Origin of the sequence: Rhizobium sp. ZK1 (assembly GCF_047782645.1) — a bacterium.
Taxonomy (GTDB): Bacteria; Pseudomonadota; Alphaproteobacteria; order Rhizobiales; family Rhizobiaceae; genus Rhizobium.
This window is the reverse complement of the sequence record NZ_CP180587.1, coordinates 175,691-190,992: the sequence shown is the minus strand read 5'-3', so window position 1 is coordinate 190,992 and position 15,302 is coordinate 175,691. Positions and strand designations below refer to the sequence as shown.

At 61.5% G+C, this 15,302-nt stretch carries 14 protein-coding genes and 1 pseudogene; 10 read left to right on the top strand and 5 right to left on the bottom strand.

What is annotated here, in order from left to right; translation table 11 throughout:
- Positions 1 to 67: 67 nt before the first annotated feature.
- Together ACK9YZ_RS23485 and ACK9YZ_RS23480 are read left to right on the top strand one after the other, a co-directional pair.
- A pseudogene (locus ACK9YZ_RS23485) lies at positions 68 to 571 on the top strand (IS6 family transposase); the annotation flags it as partial.
- A 119-nt stretch (positions 572 to 690) separates the two neighbouring features.
- On the top strand, positions 691 to 1,152 hold the full coding sequence (locus ACK9YZ_RS23480) for a universal stress protein (protein WP_416067778.1): 462 nt from the start codon (positions 691 to 693) through the stop codon (positions 1,150 to 1,152).
- 129 nt (positions 1,153 to 1,281) lie between these two features.
- On the opposite strand, the gene ACK9YZ_RS23475 is transcribed toward ACK9YZ_RS23480, so the two are convergent.
- Genes ACK9YZ_RS23475 through ACK9YZ_RS23465 form a run of 3 tightly spaced genes read right to left on the bottom strand, consistent with a single transcriptional unit; the run spans position 1,282 to position 6,150 of the window.
- Complete coding sequence (locus ACK9YZ_RS23475; protein WP_216760861.1) at positions 1,282 to 2,403, bottom strand: ABC transporter permease; 1,122 nt, start codon at positions 2,401 to 2,403, stop codon at positions 1,282 to 1,284.
- A gap of 1 nt (position 2,404) precedes the next feature.
- Positions 2,405 to 5,125: a ribosome-associated ATPase/putative transporter RbbA gene (rbbA, locus tag ACK9YZ_RS23470; RefSeq protein WP_416067777.1), complete on the bottom strand. Its 2,721-nt coding sequence runs from the start codon at positions 5,123 to 5,125 to the stop codon at positions 2,405 to 2,407.
- Positions 5,122 to 6,150 (bottom strand): HlyD family secretion protein, encoded by a 1,029-nt coding sequence (locus ACK9YZ_RS23465; RefSeq protein ID WP_416067776.1) that lies wholly within the window; start codon positions 6,148 to 6,150, stop codon positions 5,122 to 5,124. The genes rbbA and ACK9YZ_RS23465 overlap by 4 nt, the downstream gene beginning before the upstream one ends.
- A 308-nt stretch (positions 6,151 to 6,458) precedes the next feature.
- Here ACK9YZ_RS23465 and adhP point away from each other — a divergent pair, with 308 nt between their 5' ends.
- The 6 genes from adhP to ACK9YZ_RS23435 all read left to right on the top strand — a co-directional run bounded on the left by adhP (position 6,459) and on the right by ACK9YZ_RS23435 (position 12,236).
- Positions 6,459 to 7,514, top strand: coding sequence for an alcohol dehydrogenase AdhP (gene adhP, locus ACK9YZ_RS23460; RefSeq protein ID WP_416068488.1), 1,056 nt, complete (start codon positions 6,459 to 6,461; stop codon positions 7,512 to 7,514).
- Positions 7,515 to 7,862: 348 nt separating this feature from the next.
- Positions 7,863 to 8,789 carry a DnaJ C-terminal domain-containing protein gene (locus tag ACK9YZ_RS23455; RefSeq protein ID WP_416067775.1) on the top strand — a complete coding sequence of 309 codons (927 nt, stop codon included), beginning with the start codon at positions 7,863 to 7,865 and terminating at the stop codon, positions 8,787 to 8,789.
- Positions 8,790 to 8,791: 2 nt separating this feature from the next.
- Positions 8,792 to 9,121, top strand: coding sequence for a chaperone modulator CbpM (locus ACK9YZ_RS23450; RefSeq protein ID WP_416067774.1), 330 nt, complete (start codon positions 8,792 to 8,794; stop codon positions 9,119 to 9,121).
- 297 nt (positions 9,122 to 9,418) lie between these two features.
- Entirely contained in the window at positions 9,419 to 10,441 is a 1,023-nt protein-coding gene (locus ACK9YZ_RS23445) for an ABC transporter substrate-binding protein (RefSeq protein WP_416067773.1), read from the top strand.
- Positions 10,442 to 10,488: 47 nt separating this feature from the next.
- Positions 10,489 to 11,478: a FecCD family ABC transporter permease gene (locus ACK9YZ_RS23440; protein ID WP_416068487.1), complete on the top strand. Its 990-nt coding sequence runs from the start codon at positions 10,489 to 10,491 to the stop codon at positions 11,476 to 11,478.
- On the top strand, positions 11,475 to 12,236 hold the full coding sequence (locus ACK9YZ_RS23435; RefSeq protein WP_416067772.1) for an ABC transporter ATP-binding protein: 762 nt from the start codon (positions 11,475 to 11,477) through the stop codon (positions 12,234 to 12,236). Before ACK9YZ_RS23440 ends, ACK9YZ_RS23435 begins: the two co-directional genes overlap by 4 nt.
- Before the next feature lie 83 nt (positions 12,237 to 12,319).
- On the opposite strand, the gene ACK9YZ_RS23430 is transcribed toward ACK9YZ_RS23435, so the two are convergent.
- Positions 12,320 to 12,898 carry a hypothetical protein gene (locus ACK9YZ_RS23430; protein ID WP_416067771.1) on the bottom strand — a complete coding sequence of 193 codons (579 nt, stop codon included), beginning with the start codon at positions 12,896 to 12,898 and terminating at the stop codon, positions 12,320 to 12,322.
- Between the two features lie 319 nt (positions 12,899 to 13,217).
- Positions 13,218 to 14,108 (bottom strand): DUF3313 domain-containing protein, encoded by an 891-nt coding sequence (locus ACK9YZ_RS23425; protein WP_416067770.1) that lies wholly within the window; start codon positions 14,106 to 14,108, stop codon positions 13,218 to 13,220.
- Between the two features lie 572 nt (positions 14,109 to 14,680).
- On the opposite strand from ACK9YZ_RS23425, the gene ACK9YZ_RS23420 reads away from it, so the two are divergent.
- Both ACK9YZ_RS23420 and ACK9YZ_RS23415 read left to right on the top strand, forming a co-directional pair.
- Positions 14,681 to 14,923 carry a hypothetical protein gene (locus ACK9YZ_RS23420; RefSeq protein ID WP_216759443.1) on the top strand — a complete coding sequence of 81 codons (243 nt, stop codon included), beginning with the start codon at positions 14,681 to 14,683 and terminating at the stop codon, positions 14,921 to 14,923.
- Positions 14,920 to 15,042 carry a hypothetical protein gene (locus tag ACK9YZ_RS23415; protein WP_301925081.1) on the top strand — a complete coding sequence of 41 codons (123 nt, stop codon included), beginning with the start codon at positions 14,920 to 14,922 and terminating at the stop codon, positions 15,040 to 15,042. Before ACK9YZ_RS23420 ends, ACK9YZ_RS23415 begins: the two co-directional genes overlap by 4 nt.
- The last annotated feature ends 260 nt before the right edge of the window (positions 15,043 to 15,302 follow it).

Sequence of the window (15,302 nt, the reverse complement as noted above, 5' to 3'; positions counted from 1 at the left end):
AATTTCGAGGAGCGCCGGCACGGTGCGAATGGTGAAGCGCTTCGGATCGAGATCGGTCTTCACCTGTGTCCAGGTCAGCGACCGTGGCGACAAACACTGGCTCTGGCGCGCTGTCGATCAAGATGGTTTCGTGCTCGACGTTCTCGTGCAGAATCGGCGCAACACGAAAGCTGCCCGGCGGCTGATGCGCAAACTGCTGAAGGCTCAGCGCCATGCGCCTCGGGTCATAATCACTGATAAGCTGCGGTCCTACGATGCCGCAAAGACATAGACCATGCCTCGCGTCGAGCATCGTTCGCACAAGGCGCTCAACCACCGAACCGAAAACTCCCACCAACCAACGCGAAGGCGTGAGCGGACTGTGAAGCGCGTCAAGTCACGCAGGCAGCTCCAGCGCTTCGTCTCGATCCACGACCCGATCGCCAATCTCTTTCACATTCCTCCGCATGACATTGCCTCAAACGATCATCGCGACCTGCGGACCGCGGCAATGCAGATGTGGAACGAGATCGCTCATTGCGCTCGCTTGACAGTGGGGGCGTCCATACCGAGCTCACCCAGTCGCCGTTAACTTTACAATGCCCCTGCGTCAAATGTGATGCAGGCCGTTTCTTGATGTCGGTCAATGTCTGGTCCACGCGGGAGGCTAGAATCGCATAACGATCTAGCGGGCAAGGGTAGTGATCCGATATGTACCGAACGATAGTCTGCGCTATAGGCAACGGCCCTCGCGAAACGGCCGAGCGCATCCTGAACAAAGCAGCCGGCCTCCTCGACAAGGATGGTTCGATCTTCGTCATCCACGCCGTCGAAACCATGCCACACTACATGACCACGAGCCTACCGGAGGACTTCGAGACCGCCGCCATAAAGGATGCCGAGGAGAAGCTCACCTTGCTCTGCCGGCAGATGAAGATACCCGCTGTAGTCGAGGTCCATACCGGTAGCGCAGCCAGGGTGCTTTTGGCCGTCGCGCGGGAGAAGCAGGCGGACCTCATCATCCTGTCGACCCATGTCGCAGATATTACCGACTATATTTTCGGGGCCGTGGTCGACCGCGTGGTGCGTCACGCCAAATGCTCGGTCCTCGTCGATCGCAAGCAAAGTCCGGCGCATAAGCCGAGCCGCGCGGTGGAGACGGCGGCGCGCTGATCACCGTGCGCCCTTGGCAATGGCGCGGCGTGTTTTTTGCGTTCGTTCAGACCTTCTCCCCGTACATGACGCAAAGGGATTGCCAGGTATGGGCAGCCTGCGCACGACGTCGCGGCATCGCCATCATCCCTACCGCGCATTCGCCAGCGCCCGGCGGAACCGCATGAGCGCGCCGCAAAAGAAAAGCACGCCGATCACCGTGAGCGCCGCCATCTCCTGCCAGACCGCATCGAAGCCGGCGCCGCGGTAGAGGATCGCCTGCGACAGCGACACGAAATGTGGCGCGGGGGAAACCACCATCGCATATTGCAGCCAGAGCGGCATGCTGTCCATCGGCGTCGTGCTGCCGGAAAGCAGGTTCATCGCAATCAGGATAGGCATCGAAATCAGCCCGAATTGCGCCATCGAACTTGAGGCAGTCGCGATCAGGATGCCGAGCGACGTGACGGAGAACTGGTAGAGTACCGCGCAGAAGACGAAAAGCCAGATCGAACCGGCGATCGGCACCGAAAGCAGCCCTTCGACCACCACAACGAGCGACAGCACCGCCGCCACGATGATGACCAGCCCGTTCGCCCAGACCTTCGACATCATGATCTCCGCCGGCGTGACCGGCATGACGAGAAGATGCTCGATCGTGCCATGCTCCCGCTCTCGGACCAGCGCTGCGCCGGTCAGGATGACCGAAAGCATCGTCACATTGTTGATGACCTGCATGACCGCGGTGAACCAGGTCGATTGCAGATTGGAATTGAATCGTGCGCTGACGACGAGATTGACCGGTGACGCGGCGGCGCTGTTCGGCAAGGCTGCCGCCATCTCCTGCAGAATAATGCTCTGGATATAGGTGGCTCCGTTGCCGGCCTGCGCCATGGCCGTCGCGTCGATATCGAGCTGCAGCGAAGGCTTGCGACCGGCAATCGCATCCTCCTCGAATTTGGGCGGGATCTCCAGCACGAAGACGAATCGACCGGCATCCATTGCCGCATCGACCTCATCGGCGCCGATCAACACCGGCGCCTTGAAGAAGGGCTGCAGCATCGCATCCCGTAGCCGTGTCGAGAGCATCGAACGGTCCTCGTCGACGACGGCGACCGAGGCGTTCTCGACCTCGAGCTTGGCACCGGTCGAAACCGTATAGACGGCGATGGTGAAAGTGTAGACGATGAGGACCATCATCACAGGATCGGCCTTCAAGCTGTAGAGTTCCTTGACGCCGAGGCGGAAAATACGGTTGAGCTTGCCCCACATGTCAGGCACTCCGCTTTCTGAGTGCCACGAGGGCGGCGCCAACGAAAACGACACCGAAACCGGCAAGAACGATGAGGTTGGGCCAGAGTTCGGCAAGGCCGAGACCCTTTGTGATGACGCCGACGCTCAGGGGCTGGTACCAGGCCGAGGGAAAGAGCAGCCCCATGAACCGCCCGCCCCCGGAGAGCGACGAGACCGGCACCAGCAGGCCGGAAAAATTCACGGCCGGGACGATCGCAACGATCGCGGTCGCGAAGATCGCCGCCACCTGGCTGCGCACGAAGCTCGAGACGAAGAGACCGAAGGCCGTCGTTGCGAGGATATAGAGGATCGAGCCCGCCGCAAGCAGGCCGATTGAGCCCTTGATCGGTACGTCGAACACGAGGCGCATCATCAGCACCAGCATCAGGAAACTGACGAAGGCGATCGCCACATAGGGAAGCTGCTTGCCGAGCAGGAATTCGATACGGGTGACCGGCGTCGCCTGGAAATTGGCGATCGAGCCGGTTTCCTTCTCCTTGACGATGCCGAGCGCGGTCATGATCGCCGGAATCAATACGAGCATCAGCATGATGACGCTCGGCACGATCGCATTGGCGCTCTTGAAATCCTGATTATAGCGGAAGCGGCTTTCGATATTGACGGGATAGGGCTGTTCGAAGCGGCCCGAATGCCGCGCCGAGACATCGGCGAGATAGGAGGAGACGAGACCCGAAACGTAACCGCGCGCTGTCTCGGCACGGAACGGCATCGCGCCGTCGAGCCATACGGAGACCTCGGGCGCCTCCTGGCGCATGAGGTCGCGGCCGAAATCGGGCGGGATCTCGATGCCCATCATCAGTTCACCATCCTGCAGCCGATGCTGCAGTTCCTCGCTCGAGGCAATCGGCGGCTGCTCCTGGAAATAACGCGAACTCTGCAGGCTCTCCACCAGCTGCCGGCTTTCTGAAGACTGATCCTGATCGTAGACGGCGAAAGGCAGATGCTCGACATCGAAGGAGATGCCGTATCCGAACGTGAGCATCAACAGGACCGGCCCGAGAAGGGCGAAGACGAGCCGTGCCCGGTCGCGCAGGATTTCGATCGTCTCGCGCCGCGCATAGGCAAAGAGCCGGCGGGGGTCGAAGAGCCGCATGGGTAGGGCGGTCTCGCCGGCGAGCGCGGTGCCCCCGGCATCCGCGTCGGCGCCCTCACCCATACCCGCCTCTGTCAGCACCGCGATGAAGGTTTCCTCCAGCGTTGCCTCGCCCCGCTCGGCACAGAGTTCGGCCGGGCTGCCGATCGCCAGCACCTTGCCGGCATGCATCAGTGAGATGCGGTCACAGCGCTCGGCCTCGTTCATGAAATGCGTCGACAGGAAAATGGTGACGCCGTCGCGCCGCGACAGCCTTATCAGTGATCGCCAGAAGGCGTCGCGCGCCACCGGATCGACACCGGACGTGGGCTCGTCGAGGATCAGCATTTCCGGCTTGTGGATGACGGCCGCCGCAAGCTGGAGACGCTGGCGAATGCCGAGCGGCAGGTCTTCCGGCCGCTGGTCGGCGAATTCGCCGAGATCATATTCGGCGAGCATCTCGCCGACGCGCCGATCGATATCTGCCGCCGGCAAACCGAAAAGACGTGCATGCAGCCTGAGGTTCTGGCGAACGGTCAGCTCGCCATAGAGAGAGAATGCCTGCGACATGTAGCCGACGCGCTTGCGGGTCTCGATATCGCCGGCCTTCACCGGCTGGCCGAAGAGCCTTGCGACACCCTCGCTTGCCGGCAACAGTCCCGTCAGCATCTTCATCGTCGTGCTCTTGCCACTGCCGTTCGAACCGAGGAAGCCGAAAATCTCGCCCCTCGCAATACGGAAGCTGACATGATCGACCGCGACGAAATCGCCGAAGCGGCACGTCAGGTCTTCCGCCTCGATTGCCGGCGGTCCGTCGACGATCGCGCGCGGCGTGACGATCAGTGGACCGCGATCCAGCTCGCCGGTATTCGGCATCAGCGCCGTGAAGGCCGCCTCCAGGGTCTGCTGCCGGGCCTGCCGCATGATATCGCCGGGGCTGCCGGTCGCGATCAGCCTGCCCGCGTGCAACGCGGCAAGCCAGTCGAAGCGTTCGGCCTCCTCCATATAGGCGGTGGCGACGATCACGCTCATCTGCGGCCGCCGCTCGCGAATGTGATCGACGAGCTCCCAGAACTGCCGACGCGAGAGCGGATCGATGCCGGTCGTCGGTTCGTCGAGAATCAGCAGATCGGGATCATGCAGGAGCGAGGCACAGATACCGAGCTTCTGCTTCATGCCGCCCGAAAGCTTGCCGGCGGGCCGATCACGAAAGGGCAGCAAGCCGGTCATTCGCAATAGTTCGTCCATGCGCGCACGGCGCTGCAGACCGACCTGCCCGAAGAGGCGACCGAAGAAATCGAGGTTTTCCGCGACGCTCAACGTCGGATAGAGATTGCGTCCGAGGCCCTGCGGCATGAAGGCAAGGCGGCCACGAGTGTCACGACGATGGCGCCGATCGGACATGTCGCAGCCAAGCACCTCGACATGTCCGTGCTGGATGCGGGTAATACCCGCCGCAAGACCGAGCAGCGTCGATTTGCCGACGCCATCGGGGCCGATCAGTCCGGCCATGCAGCCGGCGGGAACGGCAAGCCCGACACCATCGAGTGCGGCAATCCGGCCGTAACGATGCGTCACGGCCGTGAAGCGAACGGCCGGTTCGCTCATTGCGGCAGCTTCACTTGCAGCTCCGCGGGCCAGGCCGACTTGGGATCGGTGCGGACATAGCCGATCCCCCTCACGCCCGTCTTGACGCGCGTTTCATAATCCTTGAGCAGATCGGGGGCGATCTTCAGCTTCACCCGGAAAACCAGCTTCTCGCGCTCATCCTGTGTCTCGACGGTCTTCGGCGTGAACTGTGCCTGCGAGGAGACGAAGGATACCGTCGCCGGCACGACATATTGCGGCGCCGGATCGAGAATGATGCGCGCCTCGTCGCCGATTGCCAAGGTGCCGGCCGCGCGGGCCGGCAGGAAGATCGTCATCGACACGTCGGAAAGATCGAGCAGCGTCGCGACCGGCGCACCGGCGGCAACGACTTCGCCGGTCTGTGCGAGCTTGTATTCGACACGGCCCCGGCGCGGCGCCTTCAGCACGGCATCGTCGAGCAGAGTTTGAATGCGCACCACTTCCGCCTGCGCCGCTTCCGTTGCCGCTTCCGCCTCGTCACGGCTTGCGAGCGCGGCCTTTTGTGCCGCCTCTGCAACGCTCAGCTGGCTGCGGCGCAGTTCGAGCTGCTGCATCGTGCCACTGCCGGTGCTGCTCATCGATTGCGCGCGCTCGAATTCCTGCCTGGCGAGTATCAGCTCGCTTTTGCGCTGGGCAATTGAGGCCTCGGCTTCGACCTGGCTCGTCTCGCTGCGGCGAACCTGGGCCTTGGCGCCAGCAAGCTGAGCATCGAGATCGGCCGTATCGATCCGGGCGATCGGCGCGCCGGCATCGACGATCTGGCCTTCGTCGACGAGTACATCGGCAAGCCGACCAGCGAATTTCGCCGAAATCAGCACCTGCTGGGCCTCGATGCGGCCATTGGACATGGAGACATTTTCGGGCAGTCCTCGACCGGTCATCTTGTTCCAGAGGGCCTCGAACCGAGCGGAGAAGACCGAGGAGCGATCCTGCGCGAGAACCGGCTGACCGAGGCCAAGGAGAAAAGCTAAGGAAACCAGGATACAAAGCTGATGCTTTCTCAATGACGGAGCCTCCAATCGAGCCTGTGCGGACGTTGCCGATGGTCGTCCTTCTATTGGCAATCCCGTCCACCATCCTTGACATATGTCATGAAGGACAGGGCCAGCATCTGAAGCGGTCGTGCCTGATCGAGGAGATGCCGCAGGCCTATCGCCAGTCCAGAGGCGGCATAGAGTTTTTTCAGGCAGCATCCGAACGGGCGCGCCCCGACCTGCGATGCCGGACGCCCCGTGTCTTGCGATGGATCAATGCGCCCGTGGGCGTGCCCTTCATCATCACGCCGGACAATCATTGTAAAAGGATGAAGATCATGACGGGCAAGACGATGAAGGCTGCGGTGGTGCGTGAATTCGGCACGCCGCTTGTAATCGAATGCGTGCCGGTGCCAGTTCCCGGACCGGGCGAAATCCTGGTGAAGGTGGTCGCCTGTGGCGTCTGCCATACCGACCTGCATGCAGCCGACGGCGACTGGCCCGTCAAGCCGAGGCCGCCCTTCATTCCCGGCCACGAAGCGGCAGGCGTCGTTGCCGCCCTCGGCCCCGGCGTCACAGAATTCAAGGAAGGCGATGCCGTCGGCGTCGCCTGGCTACACGACGCTTGCCTGCGCTGCGAATATTGCGAGACCGGCTGGGAAACGCTTTGCGAACACCAGCACAATTCCGGCTACAGCTGCGATGGCGGCTTTGCCGAATATGTCATCGCCTCGGCAGCCTTTGCCGCACGCCTTCCCGATGACGTCAATTTTGCCGAAATCGCGCCGATCCTCTGCGCCGGGGTTACGACCTACAAGGGTATCAGGGAAACCGAAGCCCGGCCCGGCGAATGGGTAGCGATCTCCGGCATCGGCGGCCTTGGTCATGTTGCGATCCAATATGCCAAGGCGATGGGCCTCAAGGTGGTCGCCCTTGATATCGCCGCCGCCAAGCTCGATCTTGCTCGTGAGGTTGGCGCCGATCTTGCGCTCAACGCGCTTTCCGAAGACGTGGTCGAAAAGGTGTTGAAGGCGACGAGCGGCGGCGCACATGGCGTGCTCGTCACCGCCGTCTCCCCGCCGGCTTTCTCGCAGGCGCTCTCGATGGTGCGCCGGAAGGGCACCGTCAGCCTTGTCGGGCTGCCGCCGGGCAACTTCCAGACGCCGATCTTCGACGTGGTGCTGAAGCGCATAACCGTGCGCGGCTCGATCGTCGGCACGCGCCGCGATCTCGACGAAGCGCTGGCGTTTGCCGCCGACGGTCGCGTCCGGGCTGAGATCACAAAGGCGCCGCTCGACGATATCAATGATATCTTTGCCGGCCTGAAAGCGGGAACCATCGAAGGCCGGATGGTACTGGATATCGCCGAAGAGAAACCGGCGGGGGCGGCATGAGATGTAGCCGCAGGCGTGTCAACTTTGGCGTTGATCAAAATATCCGGTGTCCCGGCCGTTAACCTTGCTTCATTCTGGCGGATGGAGACGCTGTGCTTTGGAAACAAATGGCGATCGCCACATGGTTGCCTGCACGGTGCTGCTCTTGGTACCTCCCGCCTGGACTGCATGCCGGAAGGGGAACGGGCGGTGCCGGCGCCCCCGCCCACCCTACGTGCTGGTGCCGTCCCTTCTGGTCAGGATGAATGACAGGAAGGTACCCTCCTCCCCTCCCCGACACCGGACCGGCAACCTATATCAAGGCGGATTCCAGTCCGCAGTATTCGCTGCCCTTACACGGAGACATGTATGAGCCAAGATCCATACGAGCTTCTGGGCGTGAAACGGGATGCAACCCAGAAGGACATTCAGGGGGCATTCCGCAAGCTTGCCAAGAAGCTTCACCCCGACCTGAACCCCGGCGACAAAAAGGCCGAGGCAAAGTTCAAGGAGATTTCTGCCGCCTATGAAATCCTGAGCGACGAAGAAAAGCGCGGTCGCTTCGATCGTGGCGAGATCGACATCACCGGAGCCGAACAGGCGCCCCGCAGCTATTACCGCGACTATGCCTCCTCCGGCGGGCCGGGCGGCGCCTATCACAACGACGCCGGCTTTGCCGATTTTGGAGACGCCGACGATCTCTTCGCAAGCTTCTTCTCGCGCCGCGCTGGCGGCGGAAGCGGCGGCGGCCAGTTCCGCGCGAAGGGCCAGGACCGACGCTTCTCGATGGAGGTGGATTTCCTCGATGCGGTCAACGGCACGCAGAGCCAGGTGAGGCTGTCGGACGGGCCGGCGCTCGACGTCAAGATCCCGCCCGGCACGCGCGACGGCCAGACGCTGCGCCTGCGCGGCAAGGGAGAACCCGGTTTCGGCGGCGGGCCGGCCGGCGATGCGCTGATCGACGTCCATGTGCGCCCACACCGTTTCTTCACCCGCGACGGCGACGACATCCGCCTCGATCTGCCCGTCACGTTGAGAGAAGCGGTACTCGGCGGAAAGGTGCGCGTGCCGACACCATCAGGACCGGTCAACCTGACGCTGCCGGCAAATTCCAGCAGCGGCAAGGTGCTGCGCCTCAAAGGCAAGGGTGTTGTGAAGCGTGGCGGCGACGCCGGTGATGTCTATGTGATGCTTAAGGTCATGCTGCCCGAACAGCCGGACGAACAGCTGACCGCCTTCGTCAAGGACTGGGCGGCAGCCGACACACAGGATCCGAGAAAGAACATGGAGACCTGACCATGGACGATCGCGAATTCAGACTCTACCTCAAAATCGACGTGACCGAGCTCGATTTATGGGTCGAGCAGGGCTGGCTGGCCCCTGAAGTTTCCGAAGGCCGGCGCCGGTTCCGGGATGCAGATCTTGCCCGCGCCCGCCTGATCCTCGACCTCACGCGCCAAATGGGCGTCAACGAGGCCGGTGTCGACGTCGTCATGGAGCTCGTCGACCAGCTCCACGGCATGCGCGGCACAATGCGCAGACTTGTCGCGGCCGTGAACCGGCAGGATGCCGAGATCCAGCAACGGTTGCTCCGCACGCTCGAAGAGCTTGACGATAGCGGCCGCTGACAGCTTCGTTCCAGACTTTCACGGCGATCGAGATCAGGCTTTGTACGGCATGGAGGATGGCGGGACGGGCTAGCCGGCCCGCCTGTTCTGACGGAGCTCGCTCTTTCCCCTGCCAGGAAACAGCGTTGCGCGGACTTCTGTTGATTATCCTCATTCTCATGAATGCGAGCGTATTCAGCCAGCACCGGCCACTGTAAAAGATGACTATATCACTCTTGTTTTTCCTTGGGTAAGCAGGTTATACCGCGCGCGCCCTTAGAATCCCCATGTCGGGGTATCGAAGAACAGGAAGTTCTTATGAGAGTTTTCAAGTCCCTCGCAGTTCCAGGTTTCGCCGCCGTACTTGGCCTGATCGCAACACCCGCATTGTCCTCACCGACCACCTATCCGCTGACGCTCGACAATTGCGGCGCGAAGGTCACCATCGCCAAGGCTCCAGCACGAGCCATCGGACTTGGCCAGAACAGCGCGGAGATCATGCTGCTTCTCGGTCTGGAAGACAAAATGGCCGGTACCGCATTCTGGCCGAGCAAGGTTCTGCCTGAGCTCGCCGAAGCCAATGCGAAGGTCAAGCTTCTGTCTGTCGAGTTTCCGACCTTCGAGTCGATTCTGGCACAGAACCCGGATTTCGTAGCAGCGGCCTTGCCAAGCCTGATCGGGCCGACGAGCAAGGTCGCCAAGCGCGAGGACTTCGACAAGGTCGGCATACCAAGCTACATTTCGCCCAGCACCTGCCTCAACACCGAAAAGGTCAAGGATCAGTACGGCAGCCGCGACCGGCTCTGGAACATGGATCTGCTGTACAAGGAGATCGACGAGCTTTCGCAGATTTTTGACGTCGCCGATCGTGGCCAGGCGCTGATTGCCGACTTCAAGAAGCGCGAGGCGGCTTTGCGCGCCAGCGTGCCCAAGGATGGCAAGCAGCTTTCCTACGTCTTTTGGTTCTCCAGCCAATCGCCTTCCGCAGACGCCTATCTCGGCGGCAAGAACGGGGCATCCGGCTTTATCGCCGATCTCCTCGGCGGCAAGAATGCCGTCACCGCCGAAGCCGAATGGCCGACGCTCGGGTGGGAAAGCATCATCGCCGCCAATCCGGATGTCATCGTCGTGGCCAATCTCGACCGCAACCGCTGGGAGCTCGACAAGCCGGAGGCCAAGATCAAGTTCTTAAACAGCGATCCGGCCGTCAGCCAGATGCCGGCGGTGAAGAACAAGGCAATCGTCGTCATGGACGGACAGGCCATGAACCCGACGATCCGCACGATCTACGGCGCGGAACAGGTAGCCGAGCAACTGAAAGCACTTGGCCTGATCAAGTGACCGTCTCCAACCGCTCTCTGCGGCAGGCTGCCCCCTTCGGCCTCCTCCTGTCGGCCTCGCTTGCGGCGGTCGGTCTGGTCGTCGGCATCAGTGTCGGGATCGGCGACCTGCCGATCCCGCTGACCACGACGTTTGCCGCCGTCACGAACAGGCTGGGATGGACGGCGGTGGAACTCAACCGCATCCACGAAACCGTGATCTGGGATTATCGTCTCAGCCGCGCGCTCGTGGCCGCCTTCTGCGGCGCGGGACTGGCACTGTCGGGTGCGATCATGCAATCGCTGCTTCGCAACCCGCTGGCCGAACCCTATGTGCTTGGTATCTCCGCCGGCGCGTCCACTGGCGCCGTCACCATCATCATTCTCGGCGTTGGTGCAGGTGCGGTTTCGTTGTCGGCCGGGGCTTTTGCCGGCGCATTTGCCGCCTTTCTTTTCGTGGCGCTCTTATCCAACGGCACGCGCGGCGGCGCCGACCGGACGATCCTCGCCGGCGTTGCCGCTTCGCAGCTCTTCAACGCCGCCACATCCTACGTGGTCACGACATCAGGCAACGCGCAACAGGCTCGCGACGTCATGTTCTGGCTGCTCGGCAGCTTCGGCGGCGTGCGCTGGCCGGAGTTTATGCTGGTTTCCGGCATCGTCGGCTTCGGGCTTGTCGCCTGCCTTGCCTATGCCAGGGTTCTGGATGCTTTTGCCTTCGGGGACGAAGCAGCCGCATCCCTTGGTGTCAACGTCGGCAGGGTCCGCATCGCCCTGTTTTCGGTTACCGCGATGATGACGGCCACGATCGTCAGCATGGTCGGCTCGATCGGTTTCGTCGGACTTGTCGTGCCGCATGCGGCGCGCTTCGTCGTCGGGCCGCTCCATATCCGACTTCTCCCAGCCTGCGCCATTGTTGGCGCAATCTTCATGGTGCTTGCCGACATCGCCTCACGCGCACTCATCCCGCAGCAGGTCCTGCCGATCGGCGTCGTCACGGCACTGGTCGGCGTTCCCTTCTTCTCCGTCATCCTCTACCGGTTCCAGCGCGCGTCATGAGCATCAAAGCCGAAAACCTCGTCTGGAAAATTGGCAAAAAGACCATACTTGATGGCGTCTCCTTCGAAGCGACACCGGGAAAGATGCTCGGCCTTCTTGGCCCGAACGGTTCCGGCAAGACGTCGCTGCTGCGGCTTCTCGCCGGCCTGAAGCGACCCAATTCCGGGCGCATCTCGCTCGACCGGAAGGATATAAGGACCATCGGACGCCGCACGATCGCGCAGCGCGTCGCCTTCGTCGAACAGCATGCGACGACCAACGCCAATCTCAGGGTCGTGGATGTCGTCGAACTCGGACGCTTTCCGCACCGTTCGATGTTTTCCGGCTGGACGTCCGCCGACGATCAGGCTGTTGAAGACGCGTTGAAACGGGCCGGCATGACCGCCAAGCGGCATGATCGCTGGCAGAGCCTGTCCGGTGGGGAAAAGCAGCGCGCCCAGATCGCAAGAGCCTTGGCGCAATCGCCGAAAGAACTGATCCTCGATGAACCGACCAACCATCTCGATATTCAGCACCAGATCAGCCTCATGCGGCTCGTCTCCAGTCTGCCGGTCACCAGCATCATTGCGCTGCACGACCTCAACCATGCGGCCATGTTCTGCGACGAGCTGATCGTCATGCAAAGCGGGAAGATCGTTGCGTCCGGCACACCGGCCGAGGTATTGACCGAAGAGGTCCTCAGGGATGTTTTCTCGGTGGATGCGCGCGTCGAAGCCTCGCCCTATCACGCCCGGCCGCACATTCACTATCTCCGTTGACGATGCCGTGTCGATGAGGCCCAGACGCGCGTGGGCAGCAGCCAGCCTGCAGATCGATCACCGTTCAATTATCCGCTCCAATTTCAGCTCGCGCAGAGTTTCTTCAGTGCCTTCTCCACGCCCTTGCGAAGGGCGGCCGAAATCTCAGGTTCGAGTGCAGTGACAACGTCACCGAACTCACCGCCGGCCTCAACGATCTCGATCGAACTTTCGCTCATGACACAGGTGAGGAGATTGGTCTGCAGGTGCATTCGAGCCTTTGCCGAAAAACCACCCTGAAGAGGGGCATCGTCCGACGTCCTGCAAGCGAGCGTGCCGAGTGCGCTTGCCTCGGCCAGATCTCCGTTAACGCGGATTTCAAGCGTATCGATTTTAACGAAGTCGAGCTTGTCGATCCCCAATTCGACCTTCACACCCAAAACCGACTGCCTGACCTTCAATGGCTTGCAGGGCTGCGCGGCCTCGATCGCTCGTTCGAGAACATTGGCGGCGGATGCCGGTGTGCTCAAAGATGATGTGGCAATGATGATCGCGCCGAACGCCACCCACCTCAGATGGTACCAACCGTTCCGGCGTGTCGTGACCTGACGCTTCATGTCGCCCAGCGAACCCGCCAGGCCAGATCCCGTCTGCGAACGAATTTCAAGATGGTCCACACGCATGCTCTTCCTCAAGCCGAAATGTGTCTGGCGACATCAGAATACAGCGTCCCCATGCAAAGGGAAGAATGTTGCATCAGATCGTTCTCTGCGACGTCTTCCTGGAGTGGATCGAGGACGTGTCGACGGAGGAAAGGCGCCGTTCGCCGAGATTGTCAGGCCCTGACACTCCCTACCGGCGAAGGGCAAGGCGGGCAGAGGAATGCCGCGGGGTTCCGGCACCGTCTCCGCCCATCCTCGACCGGCAAAACCGGTCGATGTCTTTGACGCCTGTTCCATGTCTTCGCAGAGCGGCTGGACGCCGCCTGGGCTGGCCCTTCCGTCAACGCGTCATTGCAGGCTTCGGCTTCTTTTCCGTCCATTGCGGCGGAGCGCCATACTTCGAAGCGAGCGCACCAAGCAGCCCGGGTGCACGGCCGAACGCGTCGCAGGCAGCATATTTCGGCTTTCCGCCGAGCCAGGAGCGGGCGCGTTGCTTCGACGGAAGCGAAAGGTTCAGTCCCTTCGGTTCCTTTCCGGCGATCAGCACCTGTGAGAAGTCGGCGGCAAATTTCGTTGCAAGACCATAGGCGTCCCCGACCTCAGAAACGCGGGGCTTGTCCTGAATGGAGTTTGCGCCCCGCGCCCACAGCATTGCGGCATTTTGCACTCCCGCGGCATCGAGCGCTTCGGCTTCGATTGCCAAGCCGCCAAGGCCGAAGGGGAGGCGCGGTACGCTCACAGGCAGGGCAAAACCCGAACCGACGCTGAGGACGGTCGCGACCCCGGCAGCTGCCTTGTTGGTCAAAACGATGTCGGCCACCACCGAACGCACGGTCAGATCCGCCGGCTGGCCGGCCGGGACCATCTGGTATTTGTCGCTCAGCGCCACACACAGCGCCCGGTCGAGAGCATTGGAAACCAGAGACCGATCCACCTCGTACCTGATTTTGGACGCGGCGCTGAAAGAAAAGACGGTCGGGACGATGGCGACGGTCCTTACCCGCGCCAGCTGCTGCCCGTCGACATAGAGCCGTTTCTTGGCGAGCGTCCCCTTCGACGGACCGAGATTGCTGTAGGAGGCAAGCGTTCCCGCCTCCTTGAGCGGCACGGCAGCACACCCGGAAACGGTTGCCGTTATCAGTAAGGCAATAAACGCCAGAAACGCCCTGGATGGCTGGTTGAAAAGCGGCTGGTTGAAAAATCGACGACGTGAATACGAATTATTGGGCATGTCTCTCGTTGGCCTCTGGTCATGACGATGACCGGACCCTCGGAGCGAACAATTGCTACACCATTACATAGCCCACCGCTTGCTGAATTCTGGAGGTGGATCTGTTCCTGACAAACTGCTTTCGATGTCGCAACGGTTTTCGATGATCTGCTTTGTAAGACTGCGCCTCAGCTATGCCCTGGCTCCCTGGCGCTCAATCACGACATTTGGAGAGGGTGGGATGAAGTCGAGGTCTTCGCCGGCAGGCAAGCGCCGACCCAAAAAAATGACGTCATAGTCATTCTGAAAGGTCACTTCGCGGGCATCGGCAACGGCTCTTGTGATCGTCAGGATGCTTGCTCAACGCGGCTTCGAGCGCGTCTGTGTCCCCGGTTCGTCCTTGATCAATAAAAAGTGTCATGGCTTGTCCGTGCGCTCCATGCGACGCCGCTGTTTCGCTCCCATTGCAACCGCATTGCACATACAAAAGAAAATTCGGTCATGTTTCCGCAATTGTCGGAGCCCAAATGGAAAGCCATGCAACTTGAAAACGGCGGGCATGACTTCGTCCGCCCCCAACTTTTGGAGAGAGCATGGCTTCAAAACGGACAATAGGGCCAGCTGCGGCCCTGGTGGTTATCGGCTCCATTCAAATTGCCGTCGTGATCCTCGATGCCACTTGCGGCACGCCCGGTACCAAGCAATGGCTGATCATCCTCATCTTCAGAGGGGACGGGAGGATCGTTCATGTCTGGACAAGCAAGGTGCCGATGGTCGGGATGAAACTGGGTCCCATGCAGTTTGAATCTGCAAGATGGTTCGGCGTGCAGCCATGACGCGCAAGACCATGCTTCGCCTGCTCGGAAACCTGTTCTTCGCGACGATCCTGTTCGGTGCGCTTCTCGGCGGTCCGATCGTGATGCTCATTTTGCTTTCGGAGCGGCTTGCGCTGTGACGATGCCGAAGCGACGGGGTAGGATGATCCGGTGCGCGTCGACCGTGCCAACGCGCTGTCGCACCGATTCATATTGCCTTCCGCTCACAAAACGAACGTCGGCACCCGAGAAGCGTCAATTTCGCGGTTCAATGGCTGGCCTACACGCTCCCTGTCAACGCTTCACGGCCAGCCTCTCGGCTGACCGCGCACGACTCGGGGTCAATGTGGATCGCTACTCCTTCGTTGCAATGGACTTTCACCATCTACTCCTTGCCGGT